A 25133-nucleotide genomic window follows, 5' to 3' on the forward strand; every position below is an offset into this window, starting at 1 on the left:
TGCGGCCGGATCAGACGCCGAGGAGCCCCTCGAGCACGCGCACCACACCGTGGTCGCGGTTCGAGGGGGCTCGGAAGCGCGCGCGGGCGGCCACGTCCTCGTGCGCGTTCGCCATGGCGTAGGAGTGCTCGGCGGCATCCATCATCTCGAGGTCGTTGAGGTAGTCGCCGAAGGCCACGGTCTGCGCGGGGGTGACTCCGAGAACCGCCTGGAGGCGCCGCAGCGCGACGCCCTTGTTGACGCCCGGGTTCATGACGTCGACCCAGTGGTGACCCGAGACGACCACCTGCAATGCGTCGGCGATCTCGCCGAGCGCGGGGGCCGTCGTGACCTCGGCATCCTCGAAGGTGAAGACCGCCATCTTGAGCACGTCGTCATCCACGTCGGCGAGGTCGTCGACGACGGTGAGACGCGCGTAGTACCGGTCGACCTCGGCCCGGAACGCGTCGCCGATGCGTTCGATGTAGGCCGAGCGCTTGCCGCACACCACCGCCACCACGTCGTGCGTCATGGCGCGGACGCGTGCGATCACATCGGCCACGGCAGCGGGGGCGAGGACGTCCGAACTCAGCTCGGCGTCGTGCTGAACGACGAACGTGCCGTTCTCGGCGATGAACACCATGTCGTCGCCGTGGGCACCGAACTCGCGGCGCAGCGTCGCGTACTGGCGTCCGCTCGCGGGCGCGAAGACGATGCCGCGCTCGGTCATCCGGGCGAGAAGCGGCCAGAGGTCCGCGGGCACCACGCCGTTCTCGTCGAGCAGCGTGCCGTCCATGTCGACGGCGACGAGGCGGATGTCGGGAGCAGCGGATTCCGAACGGGTCATCCCCCCATCCTCCCCCAGGCCGTGCCGCACCCCGTCGCCATCCCCGCGCCGGCTCCGTCATGGCGTAGTGTTGCTATTGAGAACGTTTCTCATTAAACCCGTGATCGCCCCGGAGACCCCATGCCGAGCCCCGACATCATCGCCGTGATGGGCGTCTGCGCCCCCGAGCGCCACGCCTATGCCCGCCGTCTCGCCACGACGGCAGCCCGCCGCCTCGTCATCGGGCCAGCCGGACTCGACGGGAGCCGCGTGGACCGGTCCGAGCAGCTCGTGCTCGAAGCCGGTACCGCCGAATCGCCGCTGCGCATCGCCGCGCTCCTCGAATCCGGCGGGGGCGGTGACGTCGTGTGCGTCGTCGACGCGGTCCACGCCCTCGACGACCTGATGCGAGACGACCCCGCCGACCCCCTGGCCCTCGCCCGCGGCCCGCTGGCCCATCCGGGCTCCCGGGGACTGCAGGCCGCTCTCGCCCTGGAGTACGCCACCGTCGTCGTGCTGGTCAATTGGGAGACCGTGCCCACCGCCCATCTCGCCGAGACGATGGCGCTCGTCTCCCACCTCGCACCGTGCGCCCGGTTGCGCCTCAGCCGGGATCCCGCCCTCGACCTCCTCGGCGCGCGCACCACGGAGCCGGCGCCCACACACGCGCGACCCGGCTGGGTGCGTGCTCTGAACGGCGAGCACGATCCGACCATGACGCACCGGAACGTCTCGACGCTGCGCTACGAGCAGGTGCGTCCGTTCCACCCCGAGCGGCTGCGCGACACCCTCGACGACATCGACGAGGGCACCTACGGCCGCGTCGTGCGCTCGGCGGGCTTCGCCCGGCTGGCCACGCGCCTCGGCATCGCCCAGTGGGATCAGGTCGGATCCGCGCTGTGGCTGAACCCCATCCCCGCCGACGAGGGCGACCCGCTGGCCATCGGCCAGGACCTCGCCCTGACCGGCCGAGGACTCGACGGTGACGCGCTCCGGCGCGCGCTGGACGCCGCCGCGCTGGACGACGCCGAGTTCGCCGCCGGGCCCGCCGTATGGCAGGGTCTCGCCGACCCGTTCCCCGCATGGGACACCGTCGATGCCGCCGCGCCGGAGGACGACCTGCCCGGCGGCGGACGACGATAGGGTCTGGGTCGAGGCGCCGTCGACCGGCCGCCACCGAGGGGGATGCATGGACGAGGCGACCACGCGGCAGCAGCGGTTCGACAAGGGCTGGGAGGTGCTCGAGGCCGTCGACGGCACATCCGGCGAGCGACTGCTGGCGTCGCTGTCGGATGTGGCGCCGGAGATGAGCCATCAGGTCGTGTCGTGGGCCTACGGCGAGATCTACGCCCGCCCCGGACTCTCGCCGCGCGACCGTCAGCTGATGACGCTCGGCATGCTCACGGCTCTCGGCGACTGCGACCCCGAGCTGGAAGTGCACATCGGCGCGGCGCTCACCGTCGGCCTCACCCCCGACGAGATCATCGAGGGTCTGCTGCACGCGGTGCTGTACTGCGGTTTCCCGCGCGCGATCAACGCGGTGGGCATCGCCAAGCGGGTGTTCGCGGAGCGCGGCCTGCTGCCGGTCGGCGGCGATCGGCCCGGCGCCGCACCCGCGGCGGACGCTCGCTGACTCAGGCGGTGACCGCGCCCGTCGACGACGGTGCCGGCGCGGGCGTCGACGCGTAGGCGAGCGACAGACGACGGTAGGGCGGCGACAGGAACGCCGCCGCGACCAGCACCAGCATGACCAGGCTCGCCGCGACGAAGACGAGAGCCATCCCGCGCGCCTCCCCCTCGCCCAGCAGCCATCCCCACGTCTGCCGACCGACGTCGGTGTTCATGTACGGGATCAGCCAGAACTGCGCCAGCGGCCCGATGAGGAAGGCCGACACGGGCGAGGCCGCCGACTCGATGCTCGCGGCGAAACCGAACACACGACCCTGCGTCTCGAACGGCACCACCCGTTGGATGATCGTCTGCTCGGCCGCCTCGGCGATCGGCATGAGCGCCATGAACAGCAGCATGCCGAGCGCGTACAGCCACCACCATTCCCGGATCGCGAACACCAGACCGAGCGCGGACACCCCCACATTGACCAGCAGCAGGGTGCGCACCGGATTGGCGCCGAGGCCGAACTTCGCCACCAGAGCGCCGCCGATGATGAAGCCGATGCTCGTGACGCCCAGCACCACGCCCCAGATCTCGACCGAGAAGAGCGTCAGACCGTAGGGATCCATCAGGGCCATGAAGACGCCGCCCACGAGGTTGTTCAGCGTCGTGAAGAGGATCAACGGCATGAGCCCCGGGACGGAGCGGATCGCCGGGATGACGCCGCGCATCGTGAACCGCCGGGCGGGCGCGTCGGGGTCGCGGGCGATCCCCTTCTCGGGGATCGACACGAACAGCAGGTGGACCGAGGCCACGGCGGTCGCCACGATGGCGATCATGACGGTGGGCCCCATGCCGAGGAGCCCGACCGAGAGCCCCGAGAACACGCTCGTCACCATGAAGGCGACGCCCTGCACGGTGCCGACCAGACCGTTGGCCCGATCCCGCCGGCCCGCGGGCACCAGCAGCGTCACCGTCGTCGACAGGGCGATGTTGCGCAGGTTCTCGACCACGCCGCCGATGAGGATGACGCCGGCGAACGCCCAGAACCAGGGCCCGCCCCAATCCACGAGCGTCGCCTCGGGGAAGGCGAGGAACAGAGCCCCCGCCAGCAGATACGTCGACAGCGTGATCATGCTCGAGAGCATCATCACGGCCTTCTTCTTCATGTGGTCGACCAGAGCGCCGAACACGATGCCGAACACGGCGACTAGCAGCATGTAGCTGCCGCCGACGATGGATGTGGCCAGCACGGACTTCGTCTCGAGATACGCCCAGAAGGTCAGGGCGAACCAGAGGTAGCTCGTCGTGACGTTGGCGATCAGCGTGTTGAGCAGCACGGCGTAGAAGCTGCGCATGCCCGACGTCGTCGCGGTGGCGGGCGCTGCGGTGCGATCGCTCATGGTCGGCTCCGGATCGGCGGTGTGGACGAGACCATCATGACCCCGGCTCCCGACATCCGCGAGAGGGAGGATCTTCGGGTTTTCCCGAACGCGGTGATCGGGATGCCTCCGATGTGGCGATGCGGGCGCGGCCCTAGCGTGGAGACATGACTTCCGCACCTCCCGCGCCCCCGCGGGCCCGCCCGCTCGCGCCGGTACCCCTGGCCGGCGCCATCGCACAGATGGCCCTGCTCGGCGTCGTCGGCCCGGCCATCCTCACCGCCATGATCGGGTTCCTCGGCACCGGCATCGGGCTCATCCCGGCGCTCGGCATCGGGCTGATCTTCCTGGTCGGGTTCGTCTATGCCCTCTTCGGGATCGCCTGGCTCGAGACCGCCCGCATCGACGGCCTCTACCGACTGGGCCTGCCCGCGCTGCGCCTACGCCCCCGCCCGCGACCCGGATTCGGCGGCTACCTGCTGTCGCTCTGGCATCAGCTCATCGATCCGTCGATGTGGCGGGCCGTCGCGAACCTCGCGATCGCCAGTGCCCTCGGCCTGGTCGTCATCCCCCTCGTCTCGATCATGAGCGGCGCCATCGCGCTCGCCTTCGCGCCGCTCTTCGCCAGCACCGACGCCGTGCGCATCTGGGCCGGCTTCGCCGTCGCGCTCGCCTGGGCGCCGCTGGTCGGCATCCTCGCCGCCCTCCTCTGCGTCGCGGCGCTGATCGGGCTCGGCGTCCTCCACGGCGTGCTCTCGCGGGCCCTGCTCCTGCCCTCGCGCACCGCCACCCTGACGGCCCAGGCGCGCACGTCCGACCTGCAGCGCGTCGGCGCCATCCGCGCGTCGGAGGTCGAGCGCACCCGCATCGAACGCGACCTGCACGACGGCGTCCAGCCGCGACTCGTGTCGGTGGGCATGACGCTCGGCCTCGCGCAGCAGAAGATCGACAACGACCCGGCGGCGGCCAAGGCTCTCATCGAAGAGGCCCACACCTCGACGAAGTCCGCGATCACGGAGCTCCGTCAGCTGGCGCGCGGCATCCACGCCTCGGTGCTCGACGACCGCGGGCTGGATGCGGCCCTGTCGGCGCTCGCGGCCCGCTCGCACGTGCCGGTGGTGCTGGACGTGCGCCTCGACGGGCGGTGCTCGCGTGATGCCGAGACCGCGCTGTACTTCTCGATCGCCGAGTCGCTGACCAACGCCGCGAAGCACTCGCGCGCCGCGGAATGCCGCGTGGTCGTGCGGGTGCGCGACGGCGGCACCCTGTGGGCGCGCATCGAGGACAACGGCATCGGCGGCGCCCGGGTCCTGCCCGGCGGCGGACTCGACGGCATCTCGAACCGGGTGCTCGCCGCGGGCGGCACCGTGCGCCTGGACAGCCCCGTCGGCGGTCCCACCGCGTTGGAGGTGAGCGTCCCGTGCGCATCCTGATCTGCGAGGACTCCGTGCTGCTGCGCGAGGGGCTCGTGCGGCTGCTCGACGACGCGGGACACGACGTCGTCGCGGCCCTGCCCGACGCATCCACCCTGGACGAGACGGTGGCCGCCGCTGCCCCCGAGCTGTGCATCCTCGATGTGCGACTGCCCCCGACATTCACCGACGAGGGCATCCGCGCCGCCGTCCGTCTCCGCGCGGAACGCCCCCACCTGCCGGTCCTCGTGCTCTCGCAGTACGTCGAGGAGCGCTACGCCAGCGAACTCATCACCGGACAGGGCGGCGCGCTGGGCTACCTGCTGAAGGACCGGGTGGCGGATGTGGCCGAGTTCCTCGAGACGGTGCAGCGCATCGGGTCCGGCGCCACCGTGCTCGACCCGGAGGTCGTGGCGCAGCTGCTCAACCGGCGCACCCGCGACACCCGCATGCAGCGACTCACCGAGCGCGAATCCACCGTGCTGGCCCTGATCGCGGAGGGCCGGTCGAACCAGGCGATCGCCGCGACGCTCTTCCTCTCGGAAGCGTCCGTCGAGAAGCACATCACTGCCATCTTCCAGAAGCTCGAACTCGAGCCCGGCGAGTCCGGCAACCGCCGGGTGCTCGCCGCGCTCGCCCACGTCGAGCACGGCGCGGGCGACGGCCCCTCCCGCCCGCCCCAGACAGGAGCACCCCGATGACCACCCTCACTCCCCCGACCCCGCCCACCGCGGACGCCCCTCGCTCCCCGGAGCCCGGCGGAAAGCCCCCGCGCCACCCGGCCGCCATCCCGGTCACGGTGATCCTCTCGGTCCTCGGCGCCGCACTGATCGTCGGCACGGTCGTCGCGGGTGTCGCCACGACCGTGGCCTCCTCCTCGGCCTCGGTGACCGAGACCCTCTCCGCTCCGACGGACGGCGTCACCGAGATCGATGTCGAGGTCGCGGCCGTGAACCTCGACGTCGTGTTCGCCGACGTCGACGAGGCGCGACTGGACCTCGTCGACACCCCGGGCGGATGGCGCCTGGAGCGCGATGGCGACGAACTGCAGGTCTCGAGCCCCTCCGGGAGCTGGTTCTCGTTCGGCTGGAGCCCGTTCAACGGCGACGGCCGGGCGACCCTCACGCTCCCCCGCTCCCTCGAGGGCGTCGACGCGTCGTTCACCGTGGGCGCCGGCGAGCTCGTCGCGGACGGCCGGTTCGGCGAGTTGGATGTCGACGTCTCGGCCGGCGGGCTGACCGTCTCGGGCGACGCGCGGTCGCTCTCGGCCACCGTCGGCGCGGGGAGCGCTGACCTCCGCCTCGCGGGCGTATCCGAGGCAGAGTTCGAGGTCGCGGCGGGCGACATGGACGCCCACCTCACCGGGCGCGCGCCGCGCGAGGTGTCGATCGAGGTCAGCGCCGGGTCGCTCGATCTGACCCTCCCGGACGGCGCCTACGACGTGCGATCCGACGTCTCGGCGGGCGAGGTCGACAACCGCCTCCCCTCGGGCAGCGGCACCCGCATCCCGGTCGAGGTCCGTGTCTCCGCGGGCGATGTGACCCTGCGCCCCGCCAACTGATCACGTCGCCCGCCCGGTCCTCCCGGGCGGGCGACCCTGCCGCATCCGGCACCGCCCGTCCGATGACGCGCGGTGTCGGATCTGCGTCTGCGTGCCCCCGTGCGGCCGGGTCGAAGAGAGCGCCCATCCGGTGCGCCCACCGCTCCGAAGACCATACGGGCGCACCCGCGATGGTCGGTCGCGCCCGGAATTCGTCGCACCGGGCCCGACCGGTGCGCGGTCAGGGCAGAAGGGCGCACGCGCAATGCAGGAGCACACCACCGAACCGCTCGTCGACATCGACGGGCGGCGCAACGTGACCGATCTGCTCGTCGATCGGGCCGTGGCGGCCCCCGCGCACATCGCCTTCGAGGTGCCGGATGCGGACCCCGCGGCACCGTGGCGACCGGTCACCACGGCCGCGTTCCTGGCCGACGTGCAGGACCTCGCCAAAGGGCTGATCGCGACCGGGATCGCACCGGGCGACGCGATCGCGATCATGGCGCCGACGCGATACGCCTGGGCGGTCGCCGACCTCGCGGCGTGGTTCGCGGGCGGCGTCGTCGTGCCGGTTTACGAGACGTCCTCGCCCGCCCAGGTCGCGGCCATCGTGCGGGACGCCCGGGTGCGTCTCGCCATCGGGGGCGCAGACCAGATCGAGGTGCTGCGCGACGCGTTCGCCGAGACCGGGACGGGAGCGCTCGGGGCGTGGTCAATGGATGCGCCGGACGGGGTCGCCCGACTCGCGGCACGCGGCGCGGCAGTCGGCGACGACGAGCTCGAGCGACGCCGCATCCACGCCGACCTCGACGCCCCCGCGACGATCGTCTACACCTCCGGCACCACCGGCGAGCCGAAGGGCGCCATCCTCACCCATCGCAACTTCGTCGGCCAGGTGCTGAACATCGCGGCGGCCTACCGCGAGGTCGTGCACCCCGGCGGCAACACGATCATCTTCCTGCCGCTCGCCCACGTGCTGGCGCGCGGACTGCAGCTCATCTGTCTCGCGAGCGGGATGCGGATCGCCCACCTCTCCGACACGTCGCGCGTCGTCGAGACGCTCGGTACCATCCGCCCCACCTTCCTCGTCGCCGTCCCGCGCGTGCTCGAGAAGATCCAGGCCGCCGCGGCGCAGAAGGCCGCCGATGCGCGCCTCGGTGCGGTGTGGTCGGCCGCCGCCTCGACCGCCGTCGCGTGGGGCACGGCCGCCGAGGACCACGCGCGGGTGCCGCTCCCCCTGCGGGCGCGTCGCGCGCTCTTCGACCGGTTGTTCTTCGCGCGGCTCCGCGCCGTGATGGGCGGGCGCGTCGACTACGTGCTCTCGGGCGGCGCGGCCCTCGACCCCGAGCTGTCGCTGTTCTTCCGCGGCATCGGGGTGCCGGTCATCGAGGGCTACGGGCTCACCGAGACCACGGCGCCCCTCACCGGCAACCTGCCCCACGACATCCGCTCCGGCACGGTCGGACGCCCCCTCCCGGGGTCGACCGTGCGCATCTCGGCCGAGGGCGAGATCCTCGCGCGGGGCGTCGGCGTGTTCGCGGGCTACCGCGACCCCGCCCACACCGCCGACGCCTTCGTCGACGGCTTCTTCCGCACGGGCGACCTCGGCCACATCGACCCGGCCGGCCGGGTCGTGCTCGAGGGGCGCCTCAAGGACGTCATCGTCACGAGCAACGGCAAGACCGTCGTGCCGAGCGTCTGGGAACGCGCCGTCGAGACCAGCCCGCTCGTCGCCCACGCCGTCATGATCGGCGAGGGGCGCTCCTACCTCTCCGCCCTCCTCGTCCTCGACCCGGTCGCCGCCGGCGCCTGGGCGGATGCGGTGGGCGCGGCTCTCGAGCGCGACGCGTCGGGCGCCCTCACCGAGGTGACAGACGCACGGCTCCGCGAGCACCTGCAGGGCATCGTCGACGCCGCCAACGCGCGGGTGTCGCGCAGCGAGCAGGTGCGCCGCTTCGCCCTCGTGCTCGCCGACCTCGACGACACCGAGCTCGTGACCCAGACCCTGAAGATCAAGCGACGCACCGTCCTCGCGCGGGCGTCGGCGGCGATCGAGAACCTCTACCGCTGAGCCGCGGGCGCCGCCTCGGCCCCGCATCCCGCACCTGCATCTGCTCCTGCACCTGCTCCGAAAGGCATCCGACCCATGTCCACCAAGAAGACCCGCGCCTCGGTCGTCGCCATCGTCGTCGCCCTCGTGATCGGCGCCCTCGTCGCCCTCGCCGGCAGCGCGAACGGCGCGACGCTCGGCGGCTTCCCGCTCTTCGCGATCGCCGTCGCCGCCGCGTTCGGCATCCAGGTGCTCGTCTACATCCCCTCGGTGATCGCGCGCACCGAGCGCTTCTTCGACCTCACCGGTGCGCTGACCTTCACGCTCATCTCGATCGGGCTGCTCGTGCTCTCGCCCGCCGCCGACGCGCGCAGCTGGATCCTGGCTGCGATGGTGACGCTCTGGGCCGTGCGGCTCGGCTCGTTCCTGTTCCTGCGGATCCGCCGCTCCGGCGCCGACGACCGTTTCGACGACATCAAGGGCGACCCGGTGCGGTTCCTCCAGGTCTGGGTGATCCAGGGGGCGTGGGTGAGCCTCACCGCATCCGCCGCGTGGATCGCGATGAGCGGCAGCGCTCGCGAGCCGATCGGATGGCTCGCGATCGTCGGGGTGGCCGTCTGGGTGCTCGGCATGACGATCGAGGTCGTCGCCGACGCGCAGAAGAGCGCCTTCAAGGCGGACGCCGCCCACGAGGGGCGCTTCATCGCCTCGGGGCTCTGGTCGCGCTCGCGTCACCCCAACTACTTCGGCGAGATCGTGCTCTGGGTCGGGGTCTTCCTCGTCGCCGCGCCCGTGCTGTCGGGGTGGCAGTGGGTCGCCGTGATCTCGCCGCTCTTCGTCATCCTGCTGCTCACGCGGGTGAGCGGCATCCCGCTGCTCGAGGCGAAGGCCGACAGGAAGTGGGGCGGCGACGACGACTACGAGGCGTACAAGCAGCGCACGCCCGTTCTCCTGCCGCGACTGTCCCGAGGCCGCTGAGGGAGGGCCCGGCGCGACCGTCGCCTGGGCGCCACCTATGCGTCGGCAAAGAATCACAAAAAGGTAACGGAAACCTCTTCCGTTCCGTTATCCCGTCGTTATAGAGTGCTCGCACGGTAGTTGTTTTGCTGTGGCAGCTACCGACATGTGATTGCAGGACACTCTTGGTGCAAAGGGACAAGGGCCGGTCGGATTTCCTCTCCGACCGGCCCTTACTGCGTCACCCGTTCGAATGCGGGCGGGATGCCACCGCGCACGCTTCTCGGAGGATCGGACGTTTCTCGGAGGATTCCGGCCGGCGGCTCCGAGATCGGGCCGAATCTCCGAGAAGCGGTGACGGATGGGGCGCGTCGGCGCCCGGATCGAGCGGCGGCGGTCAGATCCAGCCGCGCTCCTCGGCCATGAGGACGGCCTGCTGGCGCGTGCCGACGGCGAGCTTGGCGAGGATCGCGGACACGTGGTTGCGCACCGTCCCCGAGGCGAGCGACAGCGTGCGAGCGATCTGACCGGTGGTCTCGCCGCGGCGTCCCGCCCGCAGCACGTCCAGCTCGCGGTCGGTCAGCGGGCAGCGCTCGTCGCTCAGCGCATCGGCGGCGACCTCCGGGTCGACGTACCGGCCTCCGGCGGCGACCCGGCGGATGACGGCGGCCACCTCATCCGCGCCCCGCGACTTCGGCAGGAAACCCGACACCCCCGAGCTGAGCGCACGGCGCAGCACACCGGGTCGCGCGTGGCGGGTCACCACGATGCAGCGGGTCGAGATCGTGCGCGACAGCTTCTCGCTCACCTGCACGCCGTCCAGGCCCGGCATCTCGAGATCGAGCAGGCACACATCGGGTTCGAGGCGGAGCGCCGCGGCCACCGCCTGCTCGCCGTCCGCGCACTCGGCGACGACGTCGATGTCGTCCTCCAGGCGCAGCAGGGCGGCGAGCGCCGAGCGGATCATCGCCTCGTCGTCGGCGAGCAGCACGCGGATCATCGGACTCCCTCTGCGAGGTCGGGGACCTCGACGACCACCACGAACATCTGCCGCTCACGGCGCACCTCGAGCGTGCCGCCGGCATCCTGGGCCCGCCGACGGATGCCGTCGAGGCCCGACCCGTCGCCCACCGCCGGCCCCGCGGCATCCGCGTCGTTCGAGATCTCGTAACGCCAGGCGGTGCCGGTGCGCGTGAGCGACAGACTCGCCCGTCGTCCGCCGCCGTGGCGCAGCACATTGGTCGTGGTCTCGCGGATCACGGGCCCCAGCACGTCACCGGGGGCGTCGTCGGCGTCGACGGCCACCACGGCCTCGGCCGAAGTACCGGCGGCCCGCAGCAGGTCGACCGCGTTGGCGATCTCATCGCCCAGCGGTACCGAGCGGAAGCGCAGCGCGAGATCGCGCGTGCCCTGACGCGCCTCATCCACGCTCGCGCGGGCGGCGCGCAGGTGCGCGGCCGCCTCGGTCGGGTCGCGCTCGATCAGCCGGTCGGCCAGCTCGAGCTGCAGCGCGATGACCTGCAGATGGTGGCCCTGCAGATCGTGCACGTCGGTGGCGACGCGCAGTCGCTCCTGCGTCGCCGCCAGCCGGGCGTCGGAGGCCCGAGCGCGGTCGAGCAGGAACAGCACGTCCCACCACCAGAGCGACAGCACCGTCACGGCCGGAAGCAGCACAGAGTAAAGGCCCAGGAACCAGACGTTGAGCCCTCGGTCGGCCTCGAGGAGCACCCGCATGTCGAGGATCCAGACGCCGCCGAGAGCGACCGTGGCGATCGCCACGACGCGCACCCGCATCCCGGGCGGCCAGTTGAGCAGCAGCACGAACTGCGCGAGCGGGAGCGCGCCCATGAACCAGGTGCCGCTGAGCGCGCCGACGACCACGCCGTACACGGCGGCGACGAGGAACGGGCCGAGGGCCCGCCGCCACGACGCCATCGGCCCGTCGTGCGAGCGATGGCGGTAGTCCTGCAGCAGCGGGTAGGTCGCCGCCACCCAGAGGAGCCCGCCGGCGCCGATCGTGACGATCGCGCCGACGCCGAGCCCGAGTGCGAGCGCCGCCGACACCCACACGAAGACCAGCATGAACTCGAAGAACATCACGCCGACGACCGTGTACCACCAGGCCACGGTGATGCCGCGCGTCAGCCGACGATCACCGCGCGTGGCGATCGGCGCGCCGAGGATGGGTCGCTGGGAGCTCATCCGTCCACCCTAGAGGCGTGACGAATGTCATGGATGGGGCAGGCGATGCACCCGGAAAGCGGTGACGACCCGGCACTTCTGCGGCGATTCGCCGGGAGGTGTACTCGAAGGACCGGCACGACGATCCCCCTCGCCGGTCCCGATCTCGACAGGAGAACACCATGACCCTCATCGACACGTTCCAGGACATGGTCGCGCAGGTGCCGGAGTTCGTGCAGCCCCTCATCGTCGCCCTCGCCGGCGCCGTGCCGTTCATCGAGGGCGAGGGCGCCGCCGCCATCGGCATCATCGGCGGCATCCACCCGGTCGTCGCGGTGATCGCCGCCATCGTCGGCAACTTCGCGTGCGTCGCCGCCGTGGTGTTCCTCGGCTCCGGCGCACGGCGCGCGGTCGTGAACCGTCACCGCGAGCGGGTGCAGGTGCGCGCGGCGTCCGGCGGCGGGGCGGCCGCAGCGCCGGCGGAGGCGATCCCCGCGGGTGAGCACGGCAGCACGCGCAGGGCCAAGTTCCAGCGCGCCTTCGAGCGCTACGGCGTGCCCGGCGTGAGCCTGCTCGGCCCCCTGCTGCTGCCCACCCAGTTCACCGCGACCATGCTCGCCGCCTCCGGTGTGGGACGCGGCCGCATCCTGCTCTGGCAGGGCGTGGCGATCGTCGGCTGGACCGTGCTGGTCTCGGCGCTGATCGGTGGCGTCGTCTACGCCGTGCGCTGACCCGCGCGCGGGTGCGGATGCGGGTGCGGTGGGGCGCTGGCGCCTGCCGCATCCGCGCGGCGTTCGCGATGCGCGGGGCGGGGTCAGTGTCGGGCGCGGTGGCGCCGGACGGCGTCGCGGTTGGCGCAGCGCACGGAGCAGTAGCGCTGGCGACCGTTGCGGGTCACATCCACGACCACCCGGTCGCACCGACCGCCGGAGGCCCAGGCCGCCTCGCACCGGCCGAGTCGGCTCATGCCCCGCGTCGTGAGGTGCAGGGCCGTGCCGACGCCGATGACGGCCAGCAGCACGCGGGGCATGGCCTGGTCGTCGTCGCGGTAGTGCAGGTGCCACCCCTCACCGTCGTGGTCGGTGAGCCGCGGATACGCCGTCGCCGTCGCCATGAGCGCATTGAGCCGGGCGGCCCGTTCGTTCTCGGATGCGGCATCCACCACCCCGAGCCATCGATCGAGGACCGCGCGCGTCGCCGCATGGTCATCGGGCGCCTCGGGGAAGGCCATCGTCATACCGAACTCCCGGGTGCGGTCATCGATGCCGCGACGGTCGGCGGGCCAGTCGTTGGCCAGGGATGCGGCCAGCAGAACCGCATACTCTCCGTAAGGGTTGAGATGCATAAGGGCATTACATCATCGTGGAGGCATGACCCGCGCTCCCCTCCCCGTGACCGCCGAAGCGGTGGGCACCGCCTGCGAGCACGCCTGGGCGACCCGATCGACGCACCGCACCTCCGAAGGGTTCGTCTCGTACGTCGCCTGCGTGCGATGCGCGGCGCTCCGCGTCGACATCCGCCGCACCGCCACCGCCGTGCCCGAGGCCGCCAGCCACCCGACGCCGCGCGCTCCGCGCGACGCCCCGGCGCCGAGTGAGCATGCATTTCGTGAGTGAGCATCCGATCGGGTGCGCGCTCGCTAAATGGATGCTCACTCGGGATGCGGGGGGGCGGGGGGGCGGGAAAAGAATCACGAAAAGATAACGGGAACGTCTTCCCCTCCGTTACCTTTCCGTTATAGAGTGCTCGCACGGTGATCGTTTTGCTGTGGCGGTCACCGACATGTGATTGCAGGACACTCTTGGTGCAAAGGGACAAGGGCCGGTCGGAAGCCTCTCCGACCGGCCCTTACTGCATCTCCGAGAACGGTGCCGTTCTCCGAGAACGGGTGCCGAGGCGGGCGGATGCCGCGGGTCGGTCAGCGGTGTGCGCGCCGGCGCCGCCACGATTCGACCAGCACCCCGACGAGGCCTACGCCCCAGAAGACGAACGTGGCCGACATGGCCAGGCGCAGCTGATCGCGCGTGTACGCGGCGGGGTCGGCGTGCTGCAGGTCGAGCAGCAGCCCGATCGCGTAGACGAGCAGCAGCGCCGCGAGGAAGCCGCCGATGTTCACCACACCCGTCGCTGTCGACAGCCGCGCGAGCGGGTTGTCGCGCCGCGTCACATCGAACGCGACCATGGATGCGGCGCCGCCGCTGGACAGCGTGACGACCCACATCACGAGCAGCCACACCGGCGCGGGCCCGGGGGTCAGCAGCACCGCGGCGAGCGCGCCCGCCTGCGCGAGGACCGAGCACACCGCGATGAGCGGCCGGCGGTCGGGATGGGCGCCCGAGAGCAGCCCCATGACCGGGGCGAACACGGCGCCGCCCAGCACGAAGACCGTGATGAGGAGCGCGGCGACGTCGCGGGAGAGGCCCTCGCCCGCCGTGAGGAACGGGATGCCCCAGAGCAGCGCGAAGGCGGTGCCGGCGAAGGGCGTGACGAAGTGGATCCAGAAGGCGAGACGGGTGCCCGGCTCGCGGACGGCCGCACCGAGGAGCGCGAGCTGACGGGGGCGCGGCGCGTCCGGCGCCACCGACCCGCGGCGTTCGCGGATGAGGGCCGCGTCGAGGATCGCGAACAGCACGAAGACCCCGCCGAGACCGCAGAACGCGATCTGCCAGCCCCATCCGTGCGCGAACGTGGTGAGCACGACCACACTCAGGATCTGGCCGAGCTGACCGATCTGCGCGGTGATCTGCTGCAGGAACGGCACCCGCCGGGCGGGGAACCACAGGGCGAGCAGACGCAGCACGCTGGGGAAGATCATGGCGTCGCCGGCACCCGTCAGCACGCGCGCGAGGACGGCCGACAGCACGTCGGGAGCGAACGCGAGCCACACCGAGCCGGCCGCCATCGTCAGCATCCCCGCCGCGACGACGACCCGGGCGCCCCACCGGTCCAGCAGGAGCCCCGCCGGGATCTGCATGGCGCCGTAGACGGCGAGCTGCAGCGTCGTGAAGAGGGCGAGGGTGGCGGAGTCCGCGTCGAAGCGCAGCGCCATGTCGGTACCGAGGCCCGCGAGCGAGCTGCGCCCCATGATCGCCGCGAGATAGGTGAGCGTGCCCGCGACGAGGATGATCCACGGCAGCGCTCCGCGGATGCGCTGCGGGGCCGGAACCCGGATGGTGCCCGTGGGGGCTCCGAAGTCGGTCACCGCTCCGATCCGCTCGAACGGGGGACGGGGGCGACGGGCGACATCCCCTCCATCCTACGACCGCGTGTTCGCGGGGCACATGGCGCCGCCGACGACCGCAGGGCGCGTACGCTATTCGGCATGACGGATCGCCGCCTGGCCATCGATGCCTGGGAGAGCCTGTTCCGCGCACAGCACGAGATCTTCGCGCTCGTCAGCGCGGACTTCGACGATTCCGGATTGCACCAGGGCGAGTACGACGTGCTGCTCACCGTCACGCGGGCCCCGGACATGACCGCCCGGCTGCGCGACGTCACCCGCAACATGCTCATCAGCCAGCCGAGCGTCTCCCGCCTCGTCGACAGGATGGTGACCCGCGGGCTCGTCACCAAGTGCGCCGACCCGGATGACGGTCGCGGCTCGCTCGTCACCGCGACCGAGGCCGGAGCACGGGCGTTCCGCGCCATCGCCGCGAAGCACGGTCGCGCCATCGCCGCGCAGATGTCGACCCTGAACGACGAAGAGCTGCGCGCGCTCCGCGATCTCACCGCGAAGCTCCGCCCCGCCTGCCCCTGACCGGGGTCAGTCCTCGAGACGGCGCCACGCGCGGACGAACTCCGCGACGCTCTGCTCGTCGAGCTCGCGCCGCACCTGGGCGAGCAGACGCGACGCCTCTTCGAGTCCGCCGGCCTTCACGCGCAGCACCTCGCGACCGGTGGAGCGACGGGTGACGACCAGCTCCATGCCGGGCAGGAGGTCGTTGCCGTCGCCGAACAGGCCGGTGAACGCCGCCGCCAGGGCGACCCGCATCCACCGCGCCGACCGCGACTGCCGGCGGTCCTCCACCCGGGCCTCGAGGTGCAGCGAGGCGGGCTCGACGCCGTCTTCGATCGGCATGCGCTCCTCCTGGGAGAAAAGACGACGGCCCCCGCCGAAGCGGAGGCCGTCGATTCACTGTCTCAACACAGTGTGCGCCCGAAGGGACTCGAACCCCTAACCTTCTGATCCGTAGTCAGATGCTCTATCCATTGAGCTACGGGCGCTCGTGCCGGCTCAGTTTCCTGCGCGCGGGCACTAGAAGACACTACCGCACACCGGGGCCCACTCGCGAATCGAGGCGCTATTCGAGCTCGCTGAGATCGATGCCCGCCTGCCGCGACGGCTCATCCGCGGGCGCGGCGGGAGCGGGCGCGGGCGCGGCGTCGTGCTCCCGGACGCGGCGCCGGTGGGCGGCGAGGCGGGGCAGGTCCACGAGGCGCAGACTCTGCATCCGCGCCTGGCGCATGCGGTCGTAGCCGGGCTCGAGGTCGGGGCGCGCCGCCTCGATCCGCAGCGTGCTGTCGATGTTGCGAGCGACCTCCGCCCACGCGGCCTCGCGCGCGGCCTCGACGAGCGCGCGCAGCTCCTCGCGGTCCTCGGCGCGGGTGCGCAGCTCCTGGGCGATGCGTTCGGACTGCTTGCGACGCCGCCGCAGATTGCGCACGTCCCGGCTGCGGTAGTCATGCGTCCCGCCGGAGTCGCTGTAGCGCCGGCGGGCGAGCTTGCGTTCGCGTTCGGCGCGCTCCGCGTCCGCCTCTGCCTCGTCGGCGAGATCCCGCAGCGTCTGCTCGGCGTCGGGGAGGAACCGGTCGGCGTCGAAGCCCTCCCCCGCCGACAGGATGTCGACGAGGATCCGGTTCTTCAGGGCGAGGCGCGTGGCGGCGGCAGCGATGTAGACACCCTCCGCGACGACGTCCGCGAGCTTGGGCCGGGAACCGAGCTTGGCGCGCACCGCGTCGATACGCGTGCGCGGCTTCGGCCGGTCGTGTTCGGATCCCACGGCACCCCCTCCCTCCAGGGTATCGCGCGGCGACCCTCCGTGACCGGGTGAGCGGCCACGAGACGGCCGCCCGGGGCGATGAACCCGCCCGCCGCCCCGATCAGGCCGAGAGCGCCGTGACCACGGCCGCCACGCGGCGCGCACGCGTCTCGGGCGCCTTCGCGCCGAGGATGCCGGTGACATGCGCCTTCCGTGCGCTGGGAGCGAGGGCGTCGAAGGCGGCCCTGACCCCGGCGGCGGCGAGCGCGGCCGCGAGATCGTCCGGCACGTCCACGGTGCGCGGCGCGGTGTCGAGCGCGAGGTCGACCGCGATCGCGTCACCGCCGGCGATCCCGGTCGCGGCGCGCTTGTCCGCACTGAACGGGATGAGGAACCGCCCACCCATCACCCCCACCGTCGACGCATAGCGGAACCCGTTCACCGTCACGACGACGGGGGGACGCTTGCCTCCACCGAGCTGCTCGATCACCTCGGGCGGCACCTCGATGCCGGTGTTGTTGCCGATCGACGACATCGTGGTCTCGTAGCGCACGCGCTCAGTATGGCGGGCCCGAGGCCCCGTCGGCTAGCAATCCGCGAATGCCGACGCAACCCCCCGGCCTCGCCCGCGCGGCCCGGCGTACTCTCGGAGTCCAGCGTTCGAGGAAGGGAGCACATCATGGGTTTCATTGATGACGCGAAGAGCACGGCCGAGACGGCCGGCCGCAAGATCAAGGATGCGTTCGAGGACACCACCGACCGCATCGGCGACAAGGTCGACGAGGCGAAGGCCAACGCCGACGTGAAGAAGGCCGAAGCCGACCGCGACCGCGTGGAGAAGCGCAACGAGGTCAAGGAAGAGTTGCGCGACAACTGACCCCGGCCGGTCATAGACCGGCCACCGCGGCATCCGCCGCACCAGACCCCGGAGAACGTCACCGCACGGCTCCGGGGTCTTCTGGTATCCGCATACAAAGGAGTACGGATCATGACGTCATCACCCAACCGCCTCGTCGCGGTGATCTTCGGCGCGGTCTACGTGCTGGTGGGCCTGCTCGGCTTCACCGTCACGAGCGGCGTCGAGTTCTTGGCCACGAAGGGCGGGCTCCTCCTCGGGATCTTCGAGGTGAACCCCCTGCACAACGTCGCCCACCTGCTGATCGGCGCCGCACTGCTGATCGGCGGCATCGCCGGCGTCCGTGCGGCACGCAGCGTCAACGTCGTCGTCGGCGCCGCCTACCTGCTGCTCGGCATCGTCGGCTTCTTCCTGGTCGGCACGCCCGCCAACTTCCTGGCGCTGAACGTGGCCGACCACTTCCTCCACCTCGGCAGCGCGATCATCCTGCTGGGCGTGGGTCTCGGCGCCGACCGCGCGGTGCGCACGGCGTGAGCACCGCGGCACGCTCGGCCACGACCGGGACGACGTTCCTCCGGTCCTGGCCGAGCGCTGCCGCCTGGGGCGCGGGACTCATCCAGGCGGCGCTCGGCGCGGGAGCGGTGATCGCCGCCGACAGCACGCGCGCGGCACGCGGGGTCGGGCTCGTGCTCGTGCTCGCCGGTCTCGGGCTCCTCGTCTGGGGCGCCGTCGTCCTCACCCGCGGCGCGCTGGTCGCCCTGCGCGCCGCGCTGGCGCTGTCGTTGGGCAGCGTGCTGCTCGTGACCGCGCTGCTCGTCCTCGCCCCGGCCCGCACGAGCGTCAATGCCGCGGCCGTCGGTATCGGGCTCCTGGTCGTGGTCGGCGCGACGGTGGCCACGGTGCTGCGCCGACGCCGCCGGACCGCGGCGTCCGGGGAAGCCCGCGACCCGGGCGCCATCGGCATCCTGGGGCTGCTCGTCGCCGCCGCCCTCGTGGCCGTCCTGGTCACGCCGGCTCTCGCCAGCATCCAGGATGCCGTCCTGCTGCGTGAGGACGGCACCCTGCCCGTGGTCGACCACGGGCATTGAGCCGCGCGGGCGGACCGAGACGGCTCAGAGAGCGGCGATCGTCCAGCCGGCCGAGGCGGATTCGCCCGGGCTCAGCGTCACAAGCCCGGCGTCGAACCCGTACCTCGCGGCGTTGAACGCATCGGGGGCGCAGGTCATCGGCTCGACGGCGAGGCCGATGCGGTCGATCGGAAGCCCCGGACGGTCCGCGGTGTGGATCTGCACCCACGGGCACGCCGCATCCCACCGCATCTGCACGCCGGCACCGCTCGCGTCGGTCACCCGGACCGTGGCGATGCCCTCGCCATCGCGCGAGAGACCCGTATAGGCGTGGTCGATCGCCGCGTCCGCGATCCGCCGCGCGACGCGGTAGTCGAAGCGCGCCGCGTCATCGGCGTCCACCGGACGCAGCTCCGTCGGCGCGAGCCGATCGGGCGTGACCTGCAGGACGGCGTCCGCGGGCAGCTCCAACTCCCAGTCGTCGACGATCCCGTCGCCGGCCACCAGATACGGATGCGGGCCGGTGCCGAAGGGAGCGGGGTCCTGCGACTCGTTCGTCGCGGTGACGGTCTGGGTGAGACCGTCCGGCCCGAGCGCGAACCGGCTGTCGATGCGCACCCGCCAGGGATACCCGGCCTGCGCCTCGACGACGGCCGAGAGGGTGACGTGGTCGGAGCCCTTGTCGACGACCTGGAAGTCGAGCCAGGCGGCCAGGCCGTGGAGGGCGTGACCGCGTGCGGGCTCGGTCAGCGAGAGCTGATGCTCCTCGCCTCCGAACGTGTAGACGCCGTCGACCACCCGGTTGGGCCAAGGGGCGAGGGTCGCTCCGCGGAAGGCGGGACGCACCTCATCCGCATCGAACGGCACCACGAGGTGGCGACCGCCGAACGTCAGCGCGCGCAATGACGCGCCCACGCTCGCGATGATCGCCTCGTAGTCACCGGACCGCAGCAGGTGCTGCGCGCCCGACAGCGGCAGCGCCGTCGACATCACAGGCCCTGCGCCAGCCGGTAGTAGGCCTGGTTCCAACGGAGCTCGCGCTGGAAGTCGCGCACCGTCGTGTGCTCGTCGATCACGACGAGCTCGGTCTTCGCGATCTCGGCGAAGTCGCGGAACACCTCGATGCCGACGGCGGTCGACATCACGGTGTGGTGCGCGGCGCCGGCGGCGAGCCAGCACGCCGCCGAGGTGGCGAAGTCGGGCGCCGGCTTCCAGACCGCGCGACCGACGGGCAGCTTCGGGAGGTCCGGGGCGCTCACGTTCTCGACCACGTTGGCGACCAGCCGGAAACGGTCCCGCATGTCGCTCATCGCGACGACGACGGCGGGCCCGGGGTCGGCGGTGAAGACGAGGCGCACCGGGTCCTGCTTGCCGCCGATGCCGAGCGCGTGGATCTCCAGCCGCGGCTTCGCCGACGTGAGCGACGGCGACACCTCGAGCATGTGCGCACCGAGGATCCGCTCCGAGCCGGGAACCAGATCGTAGGTGTAGTCCTCCATGAGGCTCGCGCCACCGGGCAGGCCCGCGCCCATGACGTTCGCGACGCGCACGAGGATCGCCGTCTTCCAATCGCCCTCGGCGCCGAAGCCGTACCCCTCGGCCATCAGACGCTGCACCGCGAGACCGGGGAGCTGCGTCAGTGCGCCGAGGTCTTCGAACGAGGTGGTGAAGGCACCGAAGCCGCCCTCCTCGAGGAACGAGCGCAGACCCAGCTCGATCGCCGCGCCGTCGCGCAGCGACTGGTGGCGCGCGCCGCCGGGGAGCAGTTCGTCGACGACGTCGTACGTGTCGATGTACTCCTGCACGAGCGCGTCGACGTCCGCATCCGCCGCGTTCTCGACCGCCTCCGCGAGCTCGTTCACACCCCACGTGTTCACCTGGACGCCGAACCGGAGCTCGGCCTCGGTCTTGTCGCCCTCTGTGACCGCGACGTAGCGCATGTTGTCGCCGAAGCGGGCGAGCTTGAGGCTCCGGGCGGCGGCCCACCCGGCGGCCGCCCGCTCCCAGTCCTCGATCTGCTGGCGCACGACGGGGTTCGACACGTGACCGACGACGGTCTTGCGGGCGACGCCGAGACGCGTCTGGATGTAGCCGAACTCGCGGTCGCCGTGCGCGGCCTGGTTGAGGTTCATGAAGTCGAAGTCGATGTCGGCCCAGGGCAGCTCGACGTTGGCCTGCGTGTGCAGGTGCAGCAGGGGCTTGCGCAGAGCGTCGAGGCCCGAGATCCACATCTTGGCGGGGCTGAACGTGTGCATCCACGCCATGACACCGATGACGTCGTCGCGCCCGTTGACCTCCAGCGCCAGACGGCGGATGGAGTCGGCGTCCTTGAGGACGGGCTTCCAGACGACCTTCACCGGGAGGCCCGCGAGGCCGTCGACGACCTGCTGGGACTGCTCGGCGACCTGACGGAGGGTCTCCTCGCCGTAGAGGTTCTGGCTGCCGGTGACGAACCAGACCTCGTAGACGTCGAGCGAGGTGGAGAGGGGCGTGCGGGTCATGAGCGGGACTCCTTGGAACGGTGGTGATCAGAGCGCGGACACGGCGGCCGCTTCGACGGCCAGACCTGCGCGGTAACGGTCGAGGTACGTCGCGAAACCCGCGACGTCGTCGGGGAGGGGCTCGGCGACCGTGATGTCGGCACCCGCGAAGACACGCGTGTCGAGGTAGGTGCTGAGATCGAGCTCGTCGGCGGCGGCGAGGTAGGCGGCAAGCACCGCGATCCCCCAGGCCCCGCCCTCGGACGCGGTCTCTCCGACCGCGACGGGCGCATCGAGGGCGCCGGCGAGGAACCGCTGCGCGACGCCCGCGGTGCGGAACATGCCCCCGTGCGCGAACATGCGCTCGAGCCGCACGCCCTCCTCCTCGAGCACCCGCATGCCGAGACTCAGCGTCCCGAACACGCCGTAGAGCTGCGCGCGGATGAAGTTGGCCAGCGTCAGCCGGCTGTCAGGAGTGCGCACGAACAGCGGGCGACCCTCGTCGAGGCCGGCGATGGGCTCGCCCGCGAGGTGGTTGTAGGCGAGCAGACCACCCGCGTCGGGCTCACCGGCGAGCGCCTCGCGGAAGAGCGTCTCGTACACGGCGTCGGGCTCGACGGGTGCCCCGGCCGCCTGGGCGAACCGTGCGAACATGTCGGCCCACGCCGCGAGCTCGCTGGCACCGTTGTTGCAGTGCACCATGGCCACCGCGTGGCCGGCCGGGGTCGTGACCAGGTCGAGTTCATGGTGCACCCGCTCCAGCGGCTTCTCGAGCACGACCATGGCGAAGATGCTGGTGCCGGCACTGACGTTTCCGGTGCGCGGGGCGACGGCGTTGGTGGCGACCATGCCGGTGCCCGCGTCGCCCTCGGGCGGGCAGAACGCGGCCCCGGGACGCAGCGCGCCGGTCGGGTCGAGCAGGGCCGCGCCGTCGGGGGTGAGCACCCCCGCTGCGCGCCCCGCGGGGAGCACCTCGGGGAGCACCGCGGCGAGGTTCAGACCGGGGGCGCGATCGGCGACCAGCGCATCGAAGCGCGACAGCATCTCGGCGTCATACCCGCCGGTCGCACTGTCGATCGGGAACATCCCCGAGGCGTCTCCGACGCCCAGTACGTGACGCCCGGTGAGCTGCCGGTGGACGTAGCCCGCCAGGGTCGTCACCGTGTCGATGTCGGCCACGTGGGACTCATCGTCGAGGACCGCCTGGTACAGGTGCGCGACCGACCACCGGAGCGGGATGTTGACGCCGAACGAGGCCGTCAGAGCCTCGGCGGCGGGCCCGGTGCTGGTGTTGCGCCATGTGCGGAACGGCACGAGCAGCTCCCCCGCCGCGTCGAACGCGAGGTAGCCGTGCATCATGGCCGAGACCCCGATGGCGCCGAGGCTCTCGACGCGCACGCCGTGGCGACGCTCCGCATCCGCCACCAGGTCGGCGTACGCCGCCTGGAGTCCCGACCAGACCTCGTCGAGCCCGTACGTCCAGCGCCGGTCGACGAAGCTGTTCTCCCACGCGTGCCCGCCGACGGCGAGCACCTCGGTGGGGTCGTCGCCGATGAGGCAGGCCTTGATGCGCGTCGAGCCGAGCTCGATGCCGAGCGTGGCGCGTCCGGTGCGGATCGCCTCGGCGGCGGCGGTGTGCGAGGCGGTCATCGGCGGTCGTCCCCGCTCTGCCCGTACACGTTCTGATAGCGGTCGAAGAGGCTGTCGATCGCCTCCTGGGGCAGGGGGATCAGCTCGCCCGCCTCACGGGCGAGATGCACGGTGCGCGCCACATCCTCGACCATGACGGCCGCCTTCACGGCGTCCTTCGCCGACGCGCCGATCGTGAACGGCCCGTGGTTCTGCATCAACACCGCGCGGGAGCGGTGTCCGGTCAGGGTCTGCACGATGCCGCGACCGATCGAGTCGTCGCCGATGATCGCGAACGGACCCACCGGGATGGGGCCGCCGAACTCGTCCGCCATGGCGGTGATGACGCAGGGGATCTCCTCGCCGCGGGCGGCCCAGGCGACGGCGTAGGTGGAGTGGGTGTGCACGACGCCGCCGACCTCGGGCATGTGGCGGTACACGTAGGCGTGGGCTGCCGTGTCGGACGACGGCGCCCGGTCGCTGCCCGGGGCTCCGGGGATCGCGTTGCCGTCGAGATCGCAGAGGATCATGTTCTCGGGTGCGAGGTCGTCGTACGAGACGCCCGAAGGTTTGATCACGAACAGATCGGCACCGGGCACGCGGCCCGACACGTTGCCGCCGGTCCAGATCACCAGCCCGTAGCGCACGAGCTCGCCGTGCAGTCGTGCGACATCCGCGCGGACGGCGTCGATCGACGCCTGGATGTCGGGGGAAAAGGTCGCGGCTTCGCTGCTCGTCACGGGGTCTCCGTCGCTCTCGTGGAATGCCGGGCGCCCTGGGGCGCCCGGCATGAGCATGTTACCGGTCACATGGTGGAGGACGCAAGCAGGCCCGCATCGCCGGACGCCGTGCGGGGACGCGCCGTGGAGGACCGCACGATCAGCGTCGACGCGACACCCCCCTCGACGGGTTCCGCGCCCAGGACCTCGGCGACGCACCGCCGCGCCTCGCCCGTCACGTCCAGTCGCACCGTCGTGAGCGCGGGCCGGTAGAACGCGGCGTCCGGGTTGTCATCGAACCCGACCACGCTGACGTCGCGCGGCACGTCGACGCCCGCCTCGGCCAGTCCCGCGATCAGGCCGAGGGCCAACTGGTCGTTCGCGCAGACGATGGCCGTCGGGCCGCGCCGGGCACGCACGGCGTCGGCGACCTCGGCGGCCAGAGCGCTGCCCGCGGCGGCCGACCAGTCGCCGCGCCACTGTCCGACGCTCCTGGCCCCGTGGGCGCGGACCGCATCGGCGTAGCCGTCGGCGCGGGCGATCTCGTCGATCCAGTCGGCGGGGCCGGCGACCCGAGCCAGGCGCTCGTGCCCCAGATCGACCAGGTGCGCGACCGTGCTCTCGACCGCCGCCCGCTGCGCGGACCCGGCATCGTGCGCGTGGAACGGCACGACGGGGACCCCGCCCGCCACCTCGGTCGCGACGGCGACGGTCCGCCCGTGCGCGGCGACGACGATGACGCCGTCGACGCCCTGACCGAACAGATGCCGTGCGGCGTCGCCGACCGACGTCGCATCTGCGGCGTCGGCGTACACCGCGGCGACCCACCGACCCGCATCGCGCGCCGCCGCCTCGATCGCGGCGACCGCCACCGCGGGGCCGTAGAGAGTGGCGTCCGAGACGATCAGCCCGATCGTGCGCGACGTCTTCGTGCCGAGCGAGCGCGCCGCGTTGTTCATGCGGTAATCCAGCTGCGCCATGGCCTCGAGCACCCGACGTCGGGTCTCCTCGCGGATGCGCGGATTGTCGTTGAGCACCCGCGAGACCGTCTGTGCCGAGACACCCGCGACGCGCGCCACATCGCGCACGCCCACGCGGCCTCGCGCCGTCTCGCCTCCGCTCATGGCCCACAGGCTATCCCGGGCGGGACGCGGGCCCGTGCCGGCATCCGCCGTCAGGCGTCGGCGATGAGCCTCAGAGGATGGCGTTCAGATAGCTGATGATCGACGCGTAGACCAGAGCGCCCACACCGACGGCCAACAGAGCCACCCCGAGATAGATGAGCCATCTCGAGCTTCTCTCGTCCGGGTTGCGTTGCCCCTCACGCGTCATAGCCAGCATCGTACTGAGAAAGCGGCGCCGGCGCTCACCACGCGCGGACTCATGCCGCGGAATGACCGATCTGTCAACCCCTCTTCGAGCGACGCACAGCATTCACATACTGGAGCAAGCAACACCGCGCAGC

General features: G+C 71.9%; 28 protein-coding genes and 1 tRNA gene. 13 read left to right on the top strand and 16 right to left on the bottom strand.

The window, feature by feature from the left end; all coding sequences use genetic code 11:
* Positions 1–10 precede the first annotated feature (10 nt).
* Complete coding sequence (locus tag AB0N73_RS10265; RefSeq protein ID WP_363563043.1) at positions 11–826, bottom strand: Cof-type HAD-IIB family hydrolase; 816 nt, start codon at positions 824–826, stop codon at positions 11–13.
* A 120-nt stretch (positions 827–946) separates the two neighbouring features.
* Here AB0N73_RS10265 and AB0N73_RS10270 point away from each other — a divergent pair, with 120 nt between their 5' ends.
* Both AB0N73_RS10270 and AB0N73_RS10275 read left to right on the top strand, forming a co-directional pair.
* Positions 947–1948, top strand: coding sequence for a GTP-binding protein (locus AB0N73_RS10270; RefSeq protein WP_363563045.1), 1002 nt, complete (start codon positions 947–949; stop codon positions 1946–1948).
* A 46-nt stretch (positions 1949–1994) separates the two neighbouring features.
* Positions 1995–2438 (top strand): carboxymuconolactone decarboxylase family protein, encoded by a 444-nt coding sequence (locus AB0N73_RS10275; RefSeq protein WP_363563047.1) that lies wholly within the window; start codon positions 1995–1997, stop codon positions 2436–2438.
* A 1-nt stretch (position 2439) separates the two neighbouring features.
* Here AB0N73_RS10275 and AB0N73_RS10280 read toward each other — a convergent pair whose 3' ends face one another.
* Entirely contained in the window at positions 2440–3819 is a 1380-nt protein-coding gene (locus tag AB0N73_RS10280; RefSeq protein ID WP_363563049.1) for an MFS transporter, read from the bottom strand.
* 146 nt (positions 3820–3965) lie between these two features.
* Between AB0N73_RS10280 and AB0N73_RS10285 the strand changes: the two genes are divergently transcribed.
* The 5 genes from AB0N73_RS10285 to AB0N73_RS10305 all read left to right on the top strand — a co-directional run bounded on the left by AB0N73_RS10285 (position 3966) and on the right by AB0N73_RS10305 (position 9778).
* Positions 3966–5231, top strand: a complete 1266-nt coding sequence (locus AB0N73_RS10285) for a histidine kinase (protein ID WP_363563051.1) — start codon at positions 3966–3968, stop codon at positions 5229–5231.
* Positions 5219–5911, top strand: a complete 693-nt coding sequence (locus AB0N73_RS10290; protein ID WP_363563053.1) for a response regulator transcription factor — start codon at positions 5219–5221, stop codon at positions 5909–5911. The genes AB0N73_RS10285 and AB0N73_RS10290 overlap by 13 nt, the downstream gene beginning before the upstream one ends.
* Positions 5908–6771 (top strand): hypothetical protein, encoded by an 864-nt coding sequence (locus tag AB0N73_RS10295; RefSeq protein ID WP_363563055.1) that lies wholly within the window; start codon positions 5908–5910, stop codon positions 6769–6771. The genes AB0N73_RS10290 and AB0N73_RS10295 overlap by 4 nt, the downstream gene beginning before the upstream one ends.
* A gap of 244 nt (positions 6772–7015) precedes the next feature.
* Positions 7016–8821, top strand: coding sequence for an AMP-dependent synthetase/ligase (locus tag AB0N73_RS10300; RefSeq protein ID WP_363563057.1), 1806 nt, complete (start codon positions 7016–7018; stop codon positions 8819–8821).
* A 75-nt stretch (positions 8822–8896) separates the two neighbouring features.
* Positions 8897–9778, top strand: a complete 882-nt coding sequence (locus AB0N73_RS10305) for a DUF1295 domain-containing protein (protein ID WP_363563059.1) — start codon at positions 8897–8899, stop codon at positions 9776–9778.
* A gap of 376 nt (positions 9779–10154) precedes the next feature.
* On the opposite strand, the gene AB0N73_RS10310 is transcribed toward AB0N73_RS10305, so the two are convergent.
* Positions 10155–10757, bottom strand: a complete 603-nt coding sequence (locus AB0N73_RS10310) for a response regulator transcription factor (protein ID WP_363563061.1) — start codon at positions 10755–10757, stop codon at positions 10155–10157.
* Positions 10754–11959 (bottom strand): histidine kinase, encoded by a 1206-nt coding sequence (locus AB0N73_RS10315; protein ID WP_363563063.1) that lies wholly within the window; start codon positions 11957–11959, stop codon positions 10754–10756. Before AB0N73_RS10315 ends, AB0N73_RS10310 begins: the two co-directional genes overlap by 4 nt.
* A 161-nt stretch (positions 11960–12120) precedes the next feature.
* Between AB0N73_RS10315 and AB0N73_RS10320 the strand changes: the two genes are divergently transcribed.
* Positions 12121–12669 carry a small multidrug efflux protein gene (locus AB0N73_RS10320; RefSeq protein ID WP_363563065.1) on the top strand — a complete coding sequence of 183 codons (549 nt, stop codon included), beginning with the start codon at positions 12121–12123 and terminating at the stop codon, positions 12667–12669.
* A gap of 83 nt (positions 12670–12752) precedes the next feature.
* Here AB0N73_RS10320 and AB0N73_RS10325 read toward each other — a convergent pair whose 3' ends face one another.
* The gene (locus AB0N73_RS10325; protein WP_363563067.1) at positions 12753–13283 is read right to left on the bottom strand and encodes a CGNR zinc finger domain-containing protein; all 531 of its coding nucleotides are present in this window, start codon (positions 13281–13283) and stop codon (positions 12753–12755) included.
* Between the two features lie 25 nt (positions 13284–13308).
* Here AB0N73_RS10325 and AB0N73_RS10330 point away from each other — a divergent pair, with 25 nt between their 5' ends.
* Positions 13309–13554: a hypothetical protein gene (locus tag AB0N73_RS10330; protein WP_363563069.1), complete on the top strand. Its 246-nt coding sequence runs from the start codon at positions 13309–13311 to the stop codon at positions 13552–13554.
* 302 nt (positions 13555–13856) lie between these two features.
* Here AB0N73_RS10330 and AB0N73_RS10335 read toward each other — a convergent pair whose 3' ends face one another.
* The gene (locus AB0N73_RS10335; protein WP_363563071.1) at positions 13857–15140 is read right to left on the bottom strand and encodes an MFS transporter; all 1284 of its coding nucleotides are present in this window, start codon (positions 15138–15140) and stop codon (positions 13857–13859) included.
* 120 nt (positions 15141–15260) lie between these two features.
* Between AB0N73_RS10335 and AB0N73_RS10340 the strand changes: the two genes are divergently transcribed.
* The gene (locus AB0N73_RS10340) at positions 15261–15695 is read left to right on the top strand and encodes a MarR family transcriptional regulator (protein WP_363563073.1); all 435 of its coding nucleotides are present in this window, start codon (positions 15261–15263) and stop codon (positions 15693–15695) included.
* A gap of 6 nt (positions 15696–15701) precedes the next feature.
* Here AB0N73_RS10340 and AB0N73_RS10345 read toward each other — a convergent pair whose 3' ends face one another.
* The 4 genes from AB0N73_RS10345 to AB0N73_RS10360 form a co-directional block, all read right to left on the bottom strand.
* On the bottom strand, positions 15702–16016 hold the full coding sequence (locus AB0N73_RS10345) for a hypothetical protein (protein ID WP_363563075.1): 315 nt from the start codon (positions 16014–16016) through the stop codon (positions 15702–15704).
* A 73-nt stretch (positions 16017–16089) separates the two neighbouring features.
* Positions 16090–16162 (bottom strand) — tRNA-Arg (locus AB0N73_RS10350).
* A gap of 77 nt (positions 16163–16239) precedes the next feature.
* Positions 16240–16938: an asparagine synthase gene (locus AB0N73_RS10355; RefSeq protein WP_363563077.1), complete on the bottom strand. Its 699-nt coding sequence runs from the start codon at positions 16936–16938 to the stop codon at positions 16240–16242.
* A gap of 100 nt (positions 16939–17038) precedes the next feature.
* Complete coding sequence (locus AB0N73_RS10360; protein WP_363563079.1) at positions 17039–17470, bottom strand: YdeI/OmpD-associated family protein; 432 nt, start codon at positions 17468–17470, stop codon at positions 17039–17041.
* A 126-nt stretch (positions 17471–17596) separates the two neighbouring features.
* Between AB0N73_RS10360 and AB0N73_RS10365 the strand changes: the two genes are divergently transcribed.
* The 3 genes from AB0N73_RS10365 (at position 17597) to AB0N73_RS10375 (ending at position 18861) form a co-directional block, all read left to right on the top strand.
* Complete coding sequence (locus AB0N73_RS10365; protein WP_363563081.1) at positions 17597–17794, top strand: hypothetical protein; 198 nt, start codon at positions 17597–17599, stop codon at positions 17792–17794.
* A gap of 111 nt (positions 17795–17905) precedes the next feature.
* Entirely contained in the window at positions 17906–18307 is a 402-nt protein-coding gene (locus AB0N73_RS10370) for a DUF4383 domain-containing protein (protein ID WP_363563083.1), read from the top strand.
* Complete coding sequence (locus AB0N73_RS10375) at positions 18304–18861, top strand: hypothetical protein (RefSeq protein ID WP_363563085.1); 558 nt, start codon at positions 18304–18306, stop codon at positions 18859–18861. The genes AB0N73_RS10370 and AB0N73_RS10375 overlap by 4 nt, the downstream gene beginning before the upstream one ends.
* Before the next feature lie 24 nt (positions 18862–18885).
* On the opposite strand, the gene AB0N73_RS10380 is transcribed toward AB0N73_RS10375, so the two are convergent.
* The 6 genes from AB0N73_RS10380 to AB0N73_RS10405 all read right to left on the bottom strand — a co-directional run bounded on the left by AB0N73_RS10380 (position 18886) and on the right by AB0N73_RS10405 (position 25000).
* On the bottom strand, positions 18886–19830 hold the full coding sequence (locus AB0N73_RS10380; RefSeq protein WP_363563087.1) for an aldose 1-epimerase family protein: 945 nt from the start codon (positions 19828–19830) through the stop codon (positions 18886–18888).
* Complete coding sequence (gene araA / locus AB0N73_RS10385; protein ID WP_363563089.1) at positions 19830–21341, bottom strand: L-arabinose isomerase; 1512 nt, start codon at positions 21339–21341, stop codon at positions 19830–19832. Before araA ends, AB0N73_RS10380 begins: the two co-directional genes overlap by 1 nt.
* 27 nt (positions 21342–21368) lie before the next feature.
* Positions 21369–22970: an FGGY-family carbohydrate kinase gene (locus AB0N73_RS10390; protein ID WP_363563091.1), complete on the bottom strand. Its 1602-nt coding sequence runs from the start codon at positions 22968–22970 to the stop codon at positions 21369–21371.
* On the bottom strand, positions 22967–23689 hold the full coding sequence (locus tag AB0N73_RS10395; RefSeq protein WP_363563093.1) for an L-ribulose-5-phosphate 4-epimerase: 723 nt from the start codon (positions 23687–23689) through the stop codon (positions 22967–22969). Before AB0N73_RS10395 ends, AB0N73_RS10390 begins: the two co-directional genes overlap by 4 nt.
* 65 nt (positions 23690–23754) lie before the next feature.
* Entirely contained in the window at positions 23755–24792 is a 1038-nt protein-coding gene (locus AB0N73_RS10400; RefSeq protein ID WP_363563095.1) for a LacI family DNA-binding transcriptional regulator, read from the bottom strand.
* 70 nt (positions 24793–24862) lie between these two features.
* Complete coding sequence (locus AB0N73_RS10405; RefSeq protein ID WP_363563097.1) at positions 24863–25000, bottom strand: hypothetical protein; 138 nt, start codon at positions 24998–25000, stop codon at positions 24863–24865.
* Between the last annotated feature and the right edge of the window lie 133 nt (positions 25001–25133).

This window comes from Microbacterium sp. NPDC089189 (genome assembly GCF_040685095.1).
GTDB lineage: Bacteria > Actinomycetota > Actinomycetes > Actinomycetales > Microbacteriaceae > Microbacterium.